This is a genomic window from Pseudomonas sp. GL93, assembly GCF_003408955.1.
Classification (GTDB): Bacteria; Pseudomonadota; Gammaproteobacteria; order Pseudomonadales; family Pseudomonadaceae; genus Aquipseudomonas; species Aquipseudomonas paracarnis.
Genome location: NZ_NKRF01000081.1, coordinates 21,471 through 38,542 on the forward strand (window position 1 = coordinate 21,471; position 17,072 = coordinate 38,542).

A 17,072-nucleotide genomic window follows, 5' to 3' on the forward strand; every position below is an offset into this window, starting at 1 on the left:
GTTACATAAACTCTACCTGCGCCTGTTGCCGCTTCATCAGCACCTTGCCGTTGCGAATCGAGTACAGCGGCAGGCCCTGGCTACGTATGACTTCGTAGTCGCTGTCGGCCGACAGGATCAGCAGGTTGGCCGGGCGACCTGCTTGCAACCCATAACGATCGCCCAGAGCCATGGCTTTGGCACTGTTGTCGGTGACCAGGTCCAGGGCGTTTTGCAAATTGCGGTAACCGAGCATATGACAGATGTGCAGACCGGCCTCCAGTACTCGCAGAATGTTGCCGTTACCCAGCGGGTACCAGGGATCGACGATGGAGTCCTGGCCGAAGCACACGTTCATGCCGGCCTCAAGCAGTTCGTTGACGCGGGTGACGCCGCGCCGTTTCGGGAAATTGTCGAAGCGGCCTTGCAGGTGGATGCTTTCGGTGGGGCACGAGACAAAGCTGATGCCGGAATGCCCCAACAGGCGAAACAGTTTGGCGCAGTAGGCGTTGTCGTAGGAGCCCATGGCCGTGGTATGGCTGGCGGGGACGCGGGCACCCATGTCGCGGCTGCGGGCTTCTTCCGCGAGGACTTCGAGAAAGCGCGAGTGGGGGTCGTCGGTTTCGTCACAGTGCACGTCCACCAGGCAGCCTGTGCGTTCGGCCAGGTCCATGAGGAACTTCACCGAACTCACGCCTTGGTCGCGGGTGTATTCGAAGTGGGGGATGCCACCGATCACATCGGCACCCAGGCGAATGGCTTCTTCCATCAACTCGCGACCATTGCGGAATGACTCGATGCCTTCCTGGGGGAAGGCGACGATTTGCAGGTCGATCAGGTGCGTGCTTTCTTCACGTACCTCCAGCAGGGCCTTGAGTGCGGTGAGGTCCGGGTCGGTGACGTCGACATGGGTACGCACATGCTGGATGCCATGGGCGGCGAGGGCTTGAATGGTTTTTTTGGCCCGGGCCTTGGTGTCCTCCAGAGTAATGGTGGCCTTGCGTTCGCCCCAGCATTCGATGCCTTCAAACAGCGTACCGCTCATGTTCCAGCGCGGCTCGCCGGCGGTGAGGGTGGCGTCGAGGTGGATGTGGGGTTCGACGAAGGGCGGTATCACCAGGTTACCGGCGGCGTCCAAGTCGCCGGCCATCAGCGCCGGCACCCCAGTTTGCGCAGTGATGCTGGCGATCCGGCCGTGTTCCAGGTGCAGATCATGCAGGCCTTCACGGTTGCGCAGGCGGGCATTGATGATGTGCATGGTCAAGTTCCTCTTGGCAAAAAAATCAGGCAGACAGCCGCCAGATCCTCAGGGCGATACCGATGTCCAGGCGGTCATGGCGCGTAGTATGGCGCTGAGCAGCACATAGGTCAGCGATGCGGCAAAAATTCCCACCAACGGTGCGACCCACGGCGAGTTGAACGCGACCACGGTGCCCACCCCATACGCGATCAGACCTGGCCAATTGAATGCCGGTAAGTGAGCTTCCGCCAAGCGCGGATATTGGCCGCGATAGCGATAGAAGAAGTCCGCCATGATCACGCCTCCTATCGGCGGGATGACCGTACCCAGCAGGATCAGGTACGGCACCAGCAGGTCATACATGCCGAACAAGGCGAGCAGGGTGCCGATCACCGCGCCGGCCAGGGTCACGCTCTTGCGCCGTTGGGTGCGCAGCAGGTTGCAACCGGCGACGGCGAAGTTGTAGATGGTGTTGTCCTGGGTGCTCCAGATATTGAGCAGCAGCATGGCCATCGCCGCCGTGGCGAAACCTTGCAGCAGCAAGACCTCCACCACATCCGGTTGCTGATAGACGATGGCGCCATAGGCCCCGATCAGCACCATCAAGCCGTTGCCGACAAAAAAGCCGATCAGGCTGGCCAGCACCGCAACCTTGGCCGAGCGCGAAAACCGTGTCCAGTTGGTGGCCTGGGTTGCCCCGCTGACAAAGGTCCCGAACACCAGGGTGATGGCGGTGGACAAGTCCAGCTCAGCGCTGGGCACCACCGCCAGGAGCCCTTCCAGCCCGCCGACCTTCACGGTGGCGACCCACATCGACAGCAGCAACAGAAGCCCCATGGCCGGCACCGCGATGTAGGACAGGATTTCCAAGCCGCGATACCCCACGTAGGCGGTGGCGCAGAACAGTAAACCAAATACCACCATCAGCCCCAGCACCCCGCCCTGGCTCAACTGGAAATACTTGCCCAATACCACGGCCGCCGTGGCCGTGCCCCAGGCATACCAGCCGATCTGGGTAAAGCCGAGGATCAAGTCACTGAGCTTGCTGCCCACTTCGCCAAAGCAGAAACGCCCCATCAACACCGAGTTCAAGCCGCTCTTGAACGCGATGTAACCCAAGCCTGCGGCGTAGATACCCAACAACAGGTTACCCAGGGCCACGACGCCGAGCATGTCGATGAAGCTGAACGCCACCCCCAGCTTGCCGCCGGCAAACATGGTCGCGGTAAAAAAGGTGAACCCCAGCAACACCATGGCCGTAGAGGCCAGGCCCTTGCGCGCGTGCAAGGGGACTTCGCTGAGAGGGTAGTCGTTGCCGGGGTCTTGCTGCGTCATGGGGGCTGCTCCCTGAGTGGTGACCCAGGTCGTGTGCATCCTGCGTGCCAACGCAGGTGCAGGCAGGTATGCGCTGACGGGACCAAGCCCTTTATAAGGTCTCCCGCCCAATCCAGCGCAAAAGCAGTGCAGCGGTGAGCCAAACTGGCTCAGTCGAATAGTGTCTGCGTGGTCTCACCCCGATTAAATGCGAAGGCAGCCTCAAGATCACTTTCAATCGTGCGCCCGCGAGACAGGGGCGGCAGGTCATCCAAGGTGAAAAAGCCGACTTCGGTGGTTTCAAAACCTGCCGTGGGTGCGAGTTGGTCCACCCGGTCACACAGGAAGTACAACTTGTAGAAATCCCTCACATCTGGCCGGTACGAGCCCTTGGCCTTGTGCGTCACGCTGTATAGCGCCCTTGCGGTGACAGTGAGCCCGGCTTCTTCGTGGATTTCCTTGATGATGTTCTCGGCCGCCGACAAACCTATATCGGCATAACCACCCGGCAATGCCCAGCAGCCATCGGTCGATTCCCGTACCAGCAAAATCCGCTCACCTTCGATCACTGCGCCGCGCACGTCGATCATCGGCGTCGAATAGCGCTGGGCGAAATCCGAAACCAGGCCGGTGATACGCTCCAGCGGTACGTTGCCCAATTGCGCCAGCATGGTGTGAGCGATCAGGGCAATTTCCTCCAGGCGCTCGCGCTCGAAATCATCGGTGCAGAAATGCAACCCCGTGGAAGCCAGCGCCTGCAAGCGCTTGGCTTGGGCCAGCCAGGTGTTTTCCATCACGTTCTCCTGAAAGCATTTCCAAAAAAAACCACCCGCAGGTGGTTTTCCAACACGTTATCGCTTACTCGCCGCGATAGATGCAGCCACTGGTGCAGGTCTCGTGGATACGGATCGCACTGAGTTCCGGCAGCAAGGGTTTCAGTTCATTCCAGATCCACTTGGCCAGTACTTCGCTGGTGGGGTTTTCCAGGCCGGGAATGTCATTGAGGTAGTTGTGGTCGAGGCGTTCATAGAGCGGCTTGAAAATCGCTTTGATCTCCGAGAAGTCGCGAATCCAGCCGGTATGGGGATCCAGGTCGCCGCTCAGGTGGATGGCCACCTTGAACGAATGCCCATGCAGGCGCCCGCATTTGTGGCCTTCCGGTACGTGGGGCAGGCGATGGGCGGATTCGAATGTAAATTCCTTGAAGATTTCCACAGTGTTTTCAGCTCGGTCAGGTGTCTGGCAGGCGGCGAGTTTAACAGTTTGATCAACCTCTGCGCATACCGCCCCTCGGCCGCAGGCACCCATGCGGTCAAAGGGCTAGCAATCGGTCGCCGAGCTTGCCGTTATCCGCCAATGCCAAAAACTCATCCCCCAGTCGTTGGCTCTCGCTCATGGCGGTTTGCCAATATTTGTTGCGGCCAGGGTCATCGCCCATAAAGCGCTTGAAGTCGCTGCGGTCTGGCAGCTTGCCGTGGGGCAGGCGGGCCAGGTAGTCCCTGGACGGCGCGAGCAGTAACACATCCTGCAAAAATTGCTGGTTGCTGCGCCGCCATGGCAGGCCCTTGTCGAACCAGCCGGGGATGACCCGGTCGGTAAAGTGCGGGTACAGCACGATGTCATCGCCGTGGTAGGGCAGGTCGAGGTGGTAGTCCAGCAGGCCGCCGTCGCGGTAGGTGCCGGCTCCGGCCCCGGGTAGGTCGCGCACGCCTTGCATCACCATGGGGATCGAGCCGGACGCGAGCAACGCCTGGCGCAGGTTGCCCACGTCCAGGGTGAGGAAGCGCGAGGGGAAATCCTTCAGCGGGTGTACCGGAGGCGCCTGACGCGGGTCGTGGATGATCAGCCGCTCGAAATGCCGCGACAGCCGTGCGCGGCCCCGCAGATTATCGGCAATCACCGACGACAGGCCCAGCCCCAGCCGCCCACGGTGGTCATCGGCGAGCAATCCGTGGCTCTTGACCACCATGATGTTCAGCCGATAGTCGGGGTTGTCCAGCACCCGCGCATCGCGCCCGGCCAGCAGGTCGTCGAGCATGCGTTGGCAGCTCTGGCTGACTTGCGCCATGGTCACGCCTTTGGCAAAGCGCTGCTCGTTGTAGAGCCGGCCCAGGTCGAGCAAACCTTGCACCGGGTCGGGCAGGCAGGCGCTGGCGAACCGCCACGAGCCGATGGACGCGCCGATCAGCGCACGCTCGCGCGGCGCACGGGGCAACCAGTCACCGAACAGCGCCAGGTCCAGCCCTTGGATACCCAGGGCCTTGGGGCCGCCAGCCGCACCGGGGAGGATACCGACGTCGGCAGGCGCAAGGCCCTGCTCGCGGAGGCGGGTGAAGGCACGCTTGCCGGCCTTGAGGGTCAAGGCCGGGAACTTGATATGGATGGCTGTCATACCGGTCTCTGTTGAGGCGAGCGGGGCAGTATAGGAAATCTCCCAGTCAGTGGGAAAACGGCTTGCGTGAAATTGCCATGGTGGCAATTCAGTTTCAGTTAAGTTGCGGCGCGTACCGTGGTCGGCGTAGGAAAACATCATGTAACGGAGACTTATCATGAAGCGCCTCACTGCCCTGGGCGCCGCCGCTATCATCCTCGTTACGGCGACCTCGGCCGCCGCATTGGACCCCGACAAACCACTGATCGTGCCGGCCACTGTTACTATTGTCGCTTTCGATCAATTGGAAGCCACTGCCCTGGCCCTTCACCCTGGTTCGACGCTGCTGGGCACCGACCTGGATGAGGAGTACGGCAAGTACGTCTATGAAGTTGAGCTTCAAGACACTGACGGCATTGAATGGGATGTTGAATTGGACGCGCTCACCGGGCAGGTTCTCAAGAATCATCAGGATACGTAATGAAGGTAAATTTACGCGTCGGCAGTCGCGTGGCGCTGGTGCTCATGGTGTTTTGTTCCAGTCTCGCGGCCCGCGACCTCAACCAGGACGAAGCCCTGGCCCTGCGCCAGCAAGGCGTGATCCTGCCGTTGGAACAGCTGTTGCAGCAGGCCATGGCGCGATACCCCGGCTCACGGCTGCTGGAAGCCGAACTGGAAAAGAAACACGGGCAATACGCCTATGAAGTGGAACTGGTGACCACCGAGGGTGTGGTGCGCGAGATCAAGCTGGATGCCACCAATGGCGACCTGATCAAAGATGAGGAAGACTGATGCGCCTGCTCCTGGTGGAAGACAACGTGCCCCTGGCCGACGAACTGATGGCCGGCCTGCAGCGCCAGGGCTACGCGGTCGACTGGCTGGCCGACGGCCGGGACGCCGTGTATCAAGGGCGCAGCGAGCCCTATGACCTGATCATCCTTGACCTTGGCCTGCCCGGTTTGCCCGGGCTTGACGTGCTGGCGCAATGGCGCGCCGCCGCGTTGGCCATCCCGGTGCTGATCCTCACGGCCCGCGATTCCTGGGCCGAGCGCATCGAAGGGCTCAAGGCCGGCGCCGATGATTACCTGAGCAAACCCTTTCACCCTGAAGAGCTGTACCTGCGCATCCAGTCGCTGTTGCGCCGCTCCCACGGCCAGACGAACCAGCCCACCCTGCAAGCCGCCGGCCTGCATTTGGATGAAGGGCGCCAGTGCGTGCTACGCGACGGCGCCGAGATCCAGCTGACGGCTGCCGAGTTTCGTTTGTTGCGCTATTTCATGCTGCATCCCGAACAGATCCTGTCCAAAAGCCACCTGGCCGAACACTTGTATGACGGCGAGACCGAGCGCGACTCCAATGTGCTGGAGGTGCACGTCAACCACCTGCGGCGCAAATTGGGACGCAGCGTGATCGAAACCCGACGCGGTCAGGGTTACCGATTCGGCGCCACCCCGGCATGAGGTCGATCCAGCGGCGCTTGAGCCTGGGGTTGATCAGCGTGATGGTGATCGTCGGCGTGGTGCTGGCGCAAACCAGCCTGTGGTTGTTCGAGGCGGGTTTGCAGCGCTACCTTGAAGCGGGCTTGCGCAACGACAGCGAAAACCTGCTGGTGGCGCTGGTGCGTGGGCCCAACGGCGTGCAGTTGGATGAGCAACGTCTGTCGCCGGCGTACCAACGGCCATTTTCCGGGCACTACTTTCGTATCGACTTTGCCGATGTGCATTGGCGCTCCCGTTCACTGTGGGACCAGGAACTGCCCCGGCTCCCCACGGCGGGGCTCAAGGGCAACCTGCAACTGGGGCCCGAAGGCCAGCAACTGTTGGTGTTGCGCTCGGACTACAAGCGCTTTGGCCAATCGATTTCCATCAGCGTGGCCCAGGACTACACGCCTGTGCGTGAGAGCTTTCGCCTGATGCGCCAGGTCGGCCTGGTGATGGGGCTGGCGGCGCTGCTGCTGGTGCTGGTTCTGCAACGGGTCACTGTGCGCCGTGCCTTGCGTCCGCTGGAGACCGCGCGCAACCAAATCGCCCAACTACAACAAGGCCAGCGCTCGCAACTCGACACCCAGGTGCCGCTTGAGCTGGAGCCCCTGGTGGCGCAGATCAACCACCTGCTGGCGCACACCGAAGACAGCCTCAAGCGCTCCCGCAACGCCCTCGGCAACCTGGGGCATGCGCTGAAAACCCCGCTGGCGGTGTTATTGAGCGCCGCTTCCAGTGAAGCCCTCAAGGGTCATCCGCAGTTGAGCCAGTTGTTGCGCGAGCAACTGGAGCAGGTGCAGCAGCGCCTTAACCGTGAACTCAACCGTGCGCGCCTGGCGGGTGATGCGCTGCCGGGCGCGTTATTTGACTGTGAACAAGAACTGCCCGGCTTACTGGCCACCCTGCGGATGATCCACGGCGAACACCTGGACCTCAGCTACCAGGTGACGCCAGGCCTGCAACTGCCCTGGGACCGTGAAGACCTGTTGGAACTGCTGGGCAACCTGCTGGACAACGCCTGTAAATGGGCGGACGCCGAGGTATGCCTGAGCATCAGCGAGACGCCCCACGGCTACCGGCTGGCGGTGGAAGACGACGGCCCCGGCATTCCCGAGGCCCAGCGCGACCAAGTGTTCAGCCGTGGCGCACGCCTGGATGAGCAAAGGGTTGGCCATGGCCTTGGGCTGGGAATCGTGCGCGACATCGTTGAGGTGTGGGGCGGGGTGTTGCAGCTGCAGGAGAGTGAGCTGGGTGGGCTCAAGGTGTTGATCGAGTTGCCACGCCGCTGACACTGACACACCACCGCTCAAGATGTGGGAGCTGGCTTGCCTGCGATAGCATCGACTCGGTTTGCCTGAAGTACCGAGGTGTCTGCATCGCGGGCAAGCCCGGCTCCCACAGAAAAGCCTTGCTACATTCAGACCCTGAACTGATCCATCAACCCCTGCTGCTGATTCGCCAGACTGTTCAACGCCTGGCTGACCCGCGCCGACTCATTGGCCTGCTCCGACAATGACTCGGTCACATCGCGAATGGTCGCCACGTTGCTGTTGATCTCTTCGGCCACCGCGCTTTGCTCTTCGGCGGCGCTGGCGATTTGCAGGTTCATGTCGCTGATCACCGTGACCGCATCGCCAATCTGGCGCAAGGCCGTCACGGCCTGGCCCACCTGTTCGACGCTGCCCTGGGCCTGGCGATAGCTGTTGCCCATGGAGCCGACCACGTCGCTGGTACCGGTTTGCAATTGTTCGATCACCAGGCGGGTTTCTTCCACCGATTCCTGGGTGCGCCGTGCCAGGTTGCGCACTTCGTCGGCGACCACGGCAAAACCGCGGCCGGCTTCACCGGCGCGAGCGGCTTCGATGGCGGCGTTGAGCGCCAACAGGTTGGTCTGCTCGGCGATGCCGCGAATCACTTCAAGCACCGAGCCGATCTGTTCGCTGTTGGCGGCCAAGCCTTCTACCTGGGCCATGGCAGTGCTCATGTCGGCGGCGAGCTCGCCAATGTTGGCGGTGGTGCGGTCGATAACCGTCAAGCCTTGACGAGTCGCCTGGTCGGCATCTCGGGCGGCTTGGGCCGCTTGTGCGGCGCTGCGGGCCACGTCCTGGGCGGTGGCGCCCATTTCGTGGGATGCGGTGGCCACCTGGTCCACCTGGCGGTACTGCTGCTCCATGCCGGCGCTGGTTTGCGTGGCAATGGCTGCGGATTGGTCGGCGGTGCCACGGGCGTCCTGCACCGAGCGTTTGACCTCGGCAATGATCGGCTGCAGCTTGTCGAGGAAGCGGTTGAACCAGCCGGCCAATTGGCCCAGCTCGTCCTGTTTGGCGTAAGCCAGGCGCCGGGTCAGGTCGCCTTCGCCGCTGGCGATATCTTCAAGCATGTGCGCCACGCCGAGGATTGGCCGGGTCACGCTGCGCGCCATCAGCCACACCAGGATCAAGCCGACAACGGCGGCGAGCAGGCCCAGGCCCAGTTCCAGCAGGGTGCCTTTGGCGTTGTCGGCGTCCAGCTGGTTTTTCAGCGCTTCGGCGGGGGCGACCAGGACTTTTTCCGGTACATCCAGCAATACGCCCCACGCCTTACCGCCGGGAATCGGCGCAAAAGGCGCCAGTACCTTGAGTTGATGGTCGGTGCGCAGGCTGTGGGTCTGGGTACTGCTGGCCAAGGCACTGATCAACTGAGCGCCGCTGGCCGGGTCGACCTGCTCCAGGCGTTGGCTGAGTTTGCTGGCATCCGGGCTGTAGCCGGCCAGTAAGCCGGTCGGGCTGAGGATGCTGACCTGGGTCTGGCCGTCGTACAGTTTCTGGCTGGCCTGTTGGCTGACCGCCTGCAGGCTGTTGAGGTTGATGTCCACCGACAGCGAGGCGATGACTTTGCCATTGACCATCAGCGGGAATACGATGCTGGTCATCAGCACGTTCTGGCCGTCGATCACATAGAAGTAGGGCTCGATCACGCAGGGCTTGAGGGTCGTGCGTGGGCAAGTGAACCAGGCGTTGGCCTTTTCACCGCTGGGGCCGATGGAGGTGTCGGCCATGTCGCTCTCGGGCAGCGCCATCGAGGTGATTTTCCCCGGTGTCGGTTGCGACCAGTACAGCGCGAAACGGCCTTTGTCATTGCTGCCCAGTTCCGCCTGGTTGGCGAACAGTTCGTCTTTGCCGTCCAGCGCATTGGCTTCGAACACCAGGGACAGGCCGAGCAGGTCGGGGTTGGCCTGCAGGGCGGCCTTGACCTGGCGCGTCAGGTCTTCACGGGTGTCGAAGGCATCGAGAAAGCGCTTCTCGGCCTGTTCGCGCAAAAACAGCACCTGGCGGGAAAAGCCATGGCCGTACTGGTAGGCATCCATGAACTGCTGGCGAATGCCCAGCGCTTGCACTTCGCCTTGGGCCTCGATGCGCGACTGGGCGGCTTCGTCGAGCATCTGCATGCTGGACGCCTTGACCTGCTGCGAGCTCTGCGCCATGCGATACAGCGACAGACCCACCAGCAGGGTCACGATCCCCAGCAGGCAGAGGCCCGCCAGCAGGGTGATTTTCCATTGAATGGAGAGCTGCCTGAGCGACATCGGGACATCCTTACCTGAAAGCACATAGAGACAGCGTATCGGCCAGTGCCTGTAATTCTTTATCTGTGCAGAGGGCTTTGCCTCACCACAGTTTTTGACATGACAGCCCAGCTCCTGCAAAGTGCGCGCCCTCTAATAAGACCTCTTTCAAGCCTGCACGCCGGCAGCTGTTCCCATGGGCCGCGCGCGGGCATGCCTGTCTTTTTTGTTTCTGCTTGAGGTAACCATGATTAACGCAGTCATCGCCGCGGTCGGCACCATGCTGGTACTCAGCCTGTCCCGCGTGCATGTGGTCATCGCCATTATCGTCGGCGCCCTGGTGGGTGGCTTGACCGGTGGCCTGGGTATCGAGGCCACGCTCAAGGCCTTCAACGGCGGGCTGGGCGGCGGCGCAACCGTGGCCTTGTCCTACGCATTGCTCGGGGCTTTCGCCGTGGCGATTGCCAAGTCCGGGCTGGCCCATGCCTTGGCGGACAAAGCCTTGCTGCTGGTGGACCGTCAGGACGCCAGCGGTGGCAACCACGTCAAATGGCTGCTGATCGGCCTGTTGTGGGTGGTGGCGATTGCCTCGCAGAACATCTTGCCGATCCACATTGCGTTTATTCCGCTGCTGGTACCGCCGCTGTTGTATGTGCTGACCAAGCTGCAACTGGACCGTCGCCTGATCGCCTGTGTGATGACCTTCGGCCTGATCACCCCGTACATGTTTCTGCCGGTGGGCTTTGGCAATATCTTCCTCAATCAGATCCTGCTGGCCAACGTCGCCAAGAGCGGGGTGGATATCAGCGGGGTGAATGTCACCCACGCCATGGGCCTGCCGGCGCTGGGCATGGTGGTCGGCCTGCTGGTGGCGGTGTTGATCAGCTACCGCAAAAAGCGTGTGTACGACCTGAAGAAAATCGAGCGTGTCGAGCAAGTGGCGGTGCAGTACAACCCGCTGACCCTGCTGGTGGCCGGCCTGGCGATCGCCTCGGCGTTTATCATCCAGTTGTGGCTGGACTCGATGATCATCGGCGCCCTGGCCGGGTTCCTGATCTTCTCGGTGTCGGGCATCGTGCGCTGGCGCGACACCGATGACCTGTTCACCGAAGGCATGAAAATGATGGCCATGATCGGTTTCATCATGATCGCGTCCTCAGGCTTTGCCGAAGTGCTCAAGGCTACCGGTGACGTGAACTCGCTGGTGCAAACCTCGGCGGCATTCATCGGCCATAGCCGGGGCGTCGGCGCGTTGTTGATGCTGCTGGTGGGGTTGTTGGTGACCATGGGCATCGGCTCGTCGTTTTCCACGGTGCCGATCCTCGCGGCGATTTTCGTGCCGCTGTGTGTGCAACTGGGCTTCAGCCCGTTGGCCATCGTGTGCATTGTTGGTACCGCCGGTGCCTTGGGCGACGCCGGTTCACCCGCCTCGGACTCCACCCTCGGCCCCACCTCCGGCCTGAATATCGACGGCCAGCACCACCATATCTGGGACACCGTGGTGCCGACCTTCCTGCACTACAACCTGCCGTTGCTGGCGTTCGGCTGGCTGGCTGCGATGACGCTCTGATCCAGGCGAGAACCTCTGTGGCGAGGGAGCTTGCTCCCGCTGGGCTGCGAAGCAGCGCCAAAAAAGCGTGCGGGCGCTGCGCACCCGAGCGGCAGCAAGCTGCCTCGCCACACAAGCTCGCTCCTACAGTAATCGCTCACATGGCCGTTAACCTCTCAAGTCGCCACTAACAAGAGAGAAAAGCCATGCGTCTGAGTTTGAAGGCCAAAGTTCTGGCCCTTGCTGTCGTGCCGGTGTTGTTGTTTGCCGTGGTCATCAGCCTGACTACCGTGTGGATTCTGCAGGGCCAGGCCCGCAACGAGGTGGATGAAACCCGCCAGCGCCTGCTCAACGACGCCAAGGCCACCCTGCAAAGTTATGTCGAGGTGGCCATGACCACCATCAAACCGCTCTACGACGCGGCAGCCCCCGGCGACAACGCGGCGCGGGCGCAGGTGGTCAAGTTGTTATCCAATACCCGTTACGGCAAAGACGGCTATTTCTTCGGCTACGACTCCGAGACCATCCGGCTGTTCAAGGGCAACAGCCCGGACGGCGTGGGCAAAAGCTTCAAGGACAACCGCGACCCCAACGGTGTCTACGTCAACCGCGACCTGGTCAAGGTCGGCAAGGACGGCACCCACTACCTGCAATACAGCTCGACCCAGCCCGGCCAGACCGAACTGGTGCCCAAACTCGGCTATACCGAATACCTGCCTAAGTGGGACATGGTGATCGGCACCTCGGTGAACCTCGATGGCATCGACGCCCAAGTGGCGGTGGTGCAGGCAAAAGTCGAGAAGCGCATGCAAGGCGTGCTGTTGAGCATCCTCGGCGTGGCCGTGGTGGTGTTGCTGGTGATCGCCGCCGTGGGCATGCTGCTGGCCAATACCATCCTGCGCCCGCTGCACCTGATGAAAGCCAACCTCGATGACATCGCAGCGGGTGAAGGTGACCTGACCCGCCGCCTGGCCATTACCAGCCAGGATGAACTCGGCGACCTGGCCGGTGCATTCAATCGCTTTGTCGATAAAATTCACGGCCTGGTGCGCCAGATCACCGACATGACCGCCCAACTCACCGGGCTGGTGAGCCAGGTGTCCGACCAGGCCCAGCGCTCCGAGCAGGCCATGGAGCGCCAGCGCCACGAGACCGACCAGGTGGCCACCGCGATCAACCAGATGTCCTCGGCTGCCCACGAAGTGGCACGCAGTGCCCAGGGCGCCGCCGTCGCTGCGCAGCAGACCGACGCCGAAGGCCAGGCCGCCAAGCGGGTAGTGGACGGCAGCATCGCGCAGATCCATGCGCTGGTGAACGACATCCGCAGCAGCGGCGTGTCCCTGGACAGTCTGCAGCAGGATGTGTCGTCAATCGTCAGTGTGCTCGGCGTGATCCGCTCCATCGCCGAGCAAACCAACCTGCTGGCGCTCAACGCTGCCATCGAGGCCGCACGGGCCGGGGAGGCTGGGCGTGGCTTTGCCGTGGTCGCCGATGAAGTGCGTGCCCTGGCCAGTCGCACCCAAACCAGCACTCAGGAAATCCAGGGCATGATCGATCGCCTGCAAAAAGGCACCGAGGCGGCTGTGGACGCTATGCGCCGCTCCAGCGATGCCGGCGACGGCACCTCGGCCCAGGCCAACCAAGCCGGCGCGTCCTTGGACACCATGGCGCAACTGATTGGCACCATTAACTCAATGAACGCCCAGATCGCCAGCGCCGCCGAAGAGCAGACCGCCGTCGCGGAAGAGATCAACCGCAGCGTGCATCAGATTGCGGTAGCGGTGGACAGCGTGGCGGACGAAACCCAGTTGGGTGCTCAGACGTCTCGCAGCCTGGCAGACCTGGGCCAGCGCCTCGGGCAGTTGGTGGGCCAGTTCAGGATCTGATCCATTCAACCCGTGGCAGGGTTTAAACGTCGCGCATCAGCAGGCCAAAACGCAGGTCCATCTGCGTCGGAATCGGCACATACACCGTATGCCCGTCCCCCGGCGCCACCTCAATGCTTTCGCCGTTGGCGTTATGCAGGCTCGCCAAGTCAAAGTGAAAATTGCCGGCGGGCGTCATCAACTCCAGGTGGTCGCCCAGTGCAAAGCGATTCTTCACCTTCACCTCGGCCAACGCGCCACAACGCTCGCCGGTCAGCTCCCCGACAAACTGCTGGCGCTCGGAAACCGAGCTGCCGTTCTGGTAGTTCTGGTATTCGTCGTGCACGTGGCGGCGCAGGAACCCTTCGGTATAGCCACGCTGGGCCAGGGATTCGAGGTTGGTCATCAAGCCGCGGTCAAACGCGCGCCCGGCCACTGCGTCATCGATGGCCTGGCGGTACACCTGGGTGGTGCGCGCGCAGTAGAAGTGGGACTTGGTGCGGCCTTCGATTTTCAACGAATGCACGCCCATCTGTGCCAGGCGCTCCACATGCTGCACGGCCCGCAGGTCCTTGGCGTTCATGATGTAGGTGCCATGTTCGTCTTCGAAAGCGGGCATGGGGTCATCGGGGCGATTGGCCTCTTGTAGCAGGAACACCTGATCGGTGGGCGTGCCGATGCCCAATGTGGGTTGATATTCATGGACGATATCGCCAGTGGCATTCTCCACTGCCGGCGTGGCCTGGTATTTCCAGCGGCAGGCATTGGTGCAACTGCCTTGGTTGGCATCGCGCTTGTTCATATAGCCCGACAGCAGGCACCGCCCGGAATAGGCCATGCACAAGGCGCCATGTACAAACACCTCCAACTCCATCGTCGGCACCTGCTGGCGGATTTCGCCGATCTCTTCCAGGGACAGCTCCCGCGACAGAATCACCCTGCAAATGCCTTGTTGCTGCCAGAACACCACGCTGGCCCAATTCACCGTATTGGCCTGTACCGACAGGTGGATCGGCATCTGCGGGAAGTGCTGGCGCACCAGCATGATCAACCCCGGGTCGGACATGATCAGCGCATCCGGGCCCATGGCGATCACGGGCGCTAGGTCTTTGAGGAAGGTCTTGAGCTTGGCATTGTGCGGCGCAATGTTCACCACCACGTAGAAACGCTTGCCCTGGTCATGGGCTTCCTGGATGCCGAGGGCCAGGTTGGCGTGGTCGAATTCGTTATTGCGCACCCGCAGGCTGTAGCGCGGCTGGCCGGCATAGACCGCGTCGGCACCGTAGGCGAAGGCGTAGCGCATGTTTTTCAGGGTGCCGGCGGGAGCGAGCAGTTCGGGGGCAATGATGGAGGGCATGGTTGTAGGTCGCAAAAGGCGCGAGGGTAGTGCAGGGCCGGGCGCCGCTCATTGATCCACGTCTAAAACAGGGCGATCTATGCTTGTTCGATAAACAAGGGCACTCCCACGTTTGGCTGCGGACTAAGCAACAGGGCCGCCATCGGCCTTGTTTTCTGACATGGACCGGACATGAATCAAACCAACCTGCAATTCAAAACCCTGTTGCTGCTACTGGCCTTGGTCACCGTGGCTTTTATCTGGATATTGCTGCCGTTCTACGGCGCGGTGTTCTGGGCGGTGATCCTGGGCATTATCTTTGCGCCGATGCAGCGCCGCCTGCAGCAGCGTTTTAGCTGGAACCGCAACCTGACCTCCCTGACCACCTTGATGGTGTGCCTGGTGATCGCGATTCTGCCGGTGATCATCACCAGTGCTTTGCTGGTGCAAGAGGGAGCCACGCTCTACAAAAACATCGAGAGCGGCAAACTCGACGTAGCGGGTTATATCGAGCAATTCAAGAACGTCCTACCGCCGTATTTCCAGCAGTTGCTCGACCGCTTCGGCATGGGCAACCTCGAAGGGCTGCGGGAAAAGGTAGTCAAGGGCGCGATGCAGGGCAGTCAGTTCTTTGCCTCCCAGGCGTTCAGCTTCGGCCAGGGTACGTTTGATTTCCTGGTGAGCTTTTTCATCATGCTGTACCTGCTGTTTTTCCTGCTGCGCGATGGCCCGGAACTGGTACGCAAAGTGCGCACAGCCGTGCCGTTGGCCGAGCCGCAAAAGCGCCGCCTGCAACTCAAGTTCAACCGCGTGGTGCGCGCCACGGTCAAGGGCAACGTGCTGGTGGCCGTGACCCAGGGGGCGCTGGGTGGCTTGATTTTCTGGTTCCTGGACATCCCCAGTGCCTTGCTCTGGGCCGTGCTGATGGCGTTCCTGTCGCTATTGCCAGCGGTGGGTGCCGGGCTGGTCTGGGGGCCGGTGGCGGTTTACTTCCTGTTGAGCGGTTCGATCTGGCAGGGGGTGGTGCTGGGGCTGTTCGGGGTGTTCGTGATTGGCCTGGTAGACAACGTGCTACGCCCGATCCTGGTGGGCAAGGACACCAAGATGCCGGACTACCTGATCCTGATCTCGACCTTGGGCGGCCTGTCGGTGTTCGGCCTTAACGGCTTTGTCATCGGGCCGCTGGTGGCAGCGTTGTTCATGTCGTGCTGGGCGTTGTTCGCCGAAACCAAGCCGCGGGTCAAGTTGCCGCTGCCATAGCGTTCAGGCTTCTAGCCTGAAGTCGGTTGCCATTCGGCGTTGTGTTTCGGCATCGGATAACGAGGTGAGCGGGCCGCTGATCGGCTCGCCATCGCGCACGACATACCAGCAGGCGAGCAAGCCCAGTTTGCGCAGCGGGGCGGGGACGGCGCTGCCGATGACAGACATGATTTGAACAGTGGGCATAAATACCTCCAAACGTTATGGAGGTCACCTTACGGTTTGCCGATGCCTGGGAAAAATCACCTGGCTCGATAGTCGACATCAACGCCAGGCGTTAATCCACCACTTGGTCGAGCATGTTCACCACTTCGTGCTCACTGAGCAGGCCCTTGCGCACCAGGTTTTCTGCCAGTAATGCCAGGAACTTGGCGCTGCGATGGCCTTCAAGGTGCTTGAGTTCAGTCAAGGCGCTGTAGACCTTGCTGGAGGTGCAAAGGCCGGCGGTGCGGTGCGGGTTTTGTGTGGGCATGGTCAATCGTCCTTAATTGTTATTGGCTGGACTGAGTCGATAGTGCGACTGTTTTGTGACGCAAACATGACAGCGCAGCCCGCAATCGATCAAGAGGATATTTGACGCTTATGATGTGGGATTGGCGCTCGTGCGTTGTTCTCACAGCGACACTGGCAGGATAAATCCGGACTTCCCAGGCAAAAAAAGGCCCCGCGTGTGGGCGAGGCCTGTGGATGTCAACGGGGGTTAAAACTTACCAACCATGGCGGTAGTAACCGTGGGGCGGGCCGTAGTAGCCACGAGGCGGCCCATAATAACCGCGTGGTGGGCCGTAGTAGACCGGCGCCGGACGATAGTAAACCTGCTGTTGCACATACACCGGTGGCGGTGGCGCGTAGTAGACCGGCGGCGGCGCGGCATACACCGGCTGCGGCTGCACATACACCGGTTGTTGCACATACACCTCACGCGGCTGGCTGGCAACCACAGAGCCGACTACCGCTGCGCCGACAAGCGCACCGAACACGGCCGGGCCACCCCAACCACCACCGTGGGCGGAGGCTTGGCCGGCCATCGCGAGTGCGCCGATAAGCAAGGCGATCCTGGGGAGTTTACGCATGATGGTCATTCCTCGGTTGGCCCCTGCGCTTGTGGTCTGCAATCAATAGACTCAAGGATT

General features: G+C 61.7%; 17 protein-coding genes and 2 pseudogenes. 8 read left to right on the forward strand and 11 right to left on the reverse strand.

Annotated features, from left to right (window positions below):
- Nucleotide 1: 1 nt before the first annotated feature.
- From codA to CER19_RS17615, 5 genes are all read right to left on the reverse strand, one after another.
- Nucleotides 2–1,237 carry a cytosine deaminase gene (gene codA / locus CER19_RS17595; protein WP_116667331.1) on the reverse strand — a complete coding sequence of 412 codons (1,236 nt, stop codon included), beginning with the start codon at nt 1,235–1,237 and terminating at the stop codon, nt 2–4.
- Nucleotides 1,238–1,285: 48 nt separating this feature from the next.
- A complete protein-coding gene (codB, locus tag CER19_RS17600; RefSeq protein ID WP_116667332.1) occupies nt 1,286–2,554 on the reverse strand; it encodes a cytosine permease in 1,269 nt (422 codons plus the stop codon).
- A 149-nt stretch (nt 2,555–2,703) separates the two neighbouring features.
- Nucleotides 2,704–3,327 carry an NUDIX hydrolase gene (locus tag CER19_RS17605; protein WP_116667333.1) on the reverse strand — a complete coding sequence of 208 codons (624 nt, stop codon included), beginning with the start codon at nt 3,325–3,327 and terminating at the stop codon, nt 2,704–2,706.
- 64 nt (nt 3,328–3,391) lie between these two features.
- Complete coding sequence (queD, locus tag CER19_RS17610; RefSeq protein ID WP_003190259.1) at nt 3,392–3,748, reverse strand: 6-carboxytetrahydropterin synthase QueD; 357 nt, start codon at nt 3,746–3,748, stop codon at nt 3,392–3,394.
- Nucleotides 3,749–3,845: 97 nt separating this feature from the next.
- Nucleotides 3,846–4,925 carry a patatin-like phospholipase family protein gene (locus CER19_RS17615; protein WP_116667334.1) on the reverse strand — a complete coding sequence of 360 codons (1,080 nt, stop codon included), beginning with the start codon at nt 4,923–4,925 and terminating at the stop codon, nt 3,846–3,848.
- A 157-nt stretch (nt 4,926–5,082) separates the two neighbouring features.
- Here CER19_RS17615 and CER19_RS17620 point away from each other — a divergent pair, with 157 nt between their 5' ends.
- From CER19_RS17620 to CER19_RS17635, 4 genes are read left to right on the forward strand one after another with little or no spacing between them, the layout of a single operon-like run.
- The gene (locus CER19_RS17620) at nt 5,083–5,385 is read left to right on the forward strand and encodes a PepSY domain-containing protein (RefSeq protein ID WP_116667335.1); all 303 of its coding nucleotides are present in this window, start codon (nt 5,083–5,085) and stop codon (nt 5,383–5,385) included.
- Nucleotides 5,385–5,696, forward strand: a complete 312-nt coding sequence (locus CER19_RS17625; protein ID WP_003190266.1) for a PepSY domain-containing protein — start codon at nt 5,385–5,387, stop codon at nt 5,694–5,696. Before CER19_RS17620 ends, CER19_RS17625 begins: the two co-directional genes overlap by 1 nt.
- Complete coding sequence (locus CER19_RS17630; RefSeq protein WP_003190268.1) at nt 5,696–6,364, forward strand: response regulator transcription factor; 669 nt, start codon at nt 5,696–5,698, stop codon at nt 6,362–6,364. Before CER19_RS17625 ends, CER19_RS17630 begins: the two co-directional genes overlap by 1 nt.
- On the forward strand, nt 6,361–7,674 hold the full coding sequence (locus CER19_RS17635; RefSeq protein ID WP_116667336.1) for a sensor histidine kinase: 1,314 nt from the start codon (nt 6,361–6,363) through the stop codon (nt 7,672–7,674). The genes CER19_RS17630 and CER19_RS17635 overlap by 4 nt, the downstream gene beginning before the upstream one ends.
- Nucleotides 7,675–7,802: 128 nt before the next feature.
- On the opposite strand, the gene CER19_RS29425 is transcribed toward CER19_RS17635, so the two are convergent.
- Nucleotides 7,803–8,558, reverse strand: coding sequence for a methyl-accepting chemotaxis protein (locus CER19_RS29425; protein ID WP_371921550.1), 756 nt, complete (start codon nt 8,556–8,558; stop codon nt 7,803–7,805).
- Nucleotides 8,559–8,660: 102 nt separating this feature from the next.
- Nucleotides 8,661–9,950 (reverse strand): annotated as a pseudogene (locus tag CER19_RS29430) (HAMP domain-containing protein); the annotation flags it as partial.
- 229 nt (nt 9,951–10,179) lie between these two features.
- On the opposite strand from CER19_RS29430, the gene CER19_RS17645 reads away from it, so the two are divergent.
- From CER19_RS17645 to CER19_RS29440, 3 genes and pseudogenes are all read left to right on the forward strand, one after another.
- Nucleotides 10,180–11,499 (forward strand): Na+/H+ antiporter family protein, encoded by a 1,320-nt coding sequence (locus CER19_RS17645; RefSeq protein WP_165861644.1) that lies wholly within the window; start codon nt 10,180–10,182, stop codon nt 11,497–11,499.
- A 185-nt stretch (nt 11,500–11,684) separates the two neighbouring features.
- A pseudogene (locus CER19_RS29435) lies at nt 11,685–12,506 on the forward strand (cache domain-containing protein); the annotation flags it as partial.
- 102 nt (nt 12,507–12,608) lie between these two features.
- Nucleotides 12,609–13,364: a methyl-accepting chemotaxis protein gene (locus CER19_RS29440; RefSeq protein ID WP_370004746.1), complete on the forward strand. Its 756-nt coding sequence runs from the start codon at nt 12,609–12,611 to the stop codon at nt 13,362–13,364.
- A 22-nt stretch (nt 13,365–13,386) separates the two neighbouring features.
- Here CER19_RS29440 and yegQ read toward each other — a convergent pair whose 3' ends face one another.
- Complete coding sequence (gene yegQ, locus CER19_RS17655; protein ID WP_116667340.1) at nt 13,387–14,700, reverse strand: tRNA 5-hydroxyuridine modification protein YegQ; 1,314 nt, start codon at nt 14,698–14,700, stop codon at nt 13,387–13,389.
- A gap of 171 nt (nt 14,701–14,871) precedes the next feature.
- On the opposite strand from yegQ, the gene CER19_RS17660 reads away from it, so the two are divergent.
- Nucleotides 14,872–15,939 (forward strand): AI-2E family transporter, encoded by a 1,068-nt coding sequence (locus CER19_RS17660; protein WP_116667341.1) that lies wholly within the window; start codon nt 14,872–14,874, stop codon nt 15,937–15,939.
- 3 nt (nt 15,940–15,942) lie between these two features.
- On the opposite strand, the gene CER19_RS17665 is transcribed toward CER19_RS17660, so the two are convergent.
- The 3 genes from CER19_RS17665 to CER19_RS17675 all read right to left on the reverse strand — a co-directional run bounded on the left by CER19_RS17665 (nt 15,943) and on the right by CER19_RS17675 (nt 17,021).
- Entirely contained in the window at nt 15,943–16,125 is a 183-nt protein-coding gene (locus CER19_RS17665; RefSeq protein WP_003190283.1) for a hypothetical protein, read from the reverse strand.
- Nucleotides 16,126–16,216: 91 nt separating this feature from the next.
- Nucleotides 16,217–16,411, reverse strand: coding sequence for a hypothetical protein (locus CER19_RS17670; protein ID WP_003190284.1), 195 nt, complete (start codon nt 16,409–16,411; stop codon nt 16,217–16,219).
- Nucleotides 16,412–16,646: 235 nt separating this feature from the next.
- Entirely contained in the window at nt 16,647–17,021 is a 375-nt protein-coding gene (locus tag CER19_RS17675) for a hypothetical protein (protein ID WP_019818659.1), read from the reverse strand.
- Between the last annotated feature and the right edge of the window lie 51 nt (nt 17,022–17,072).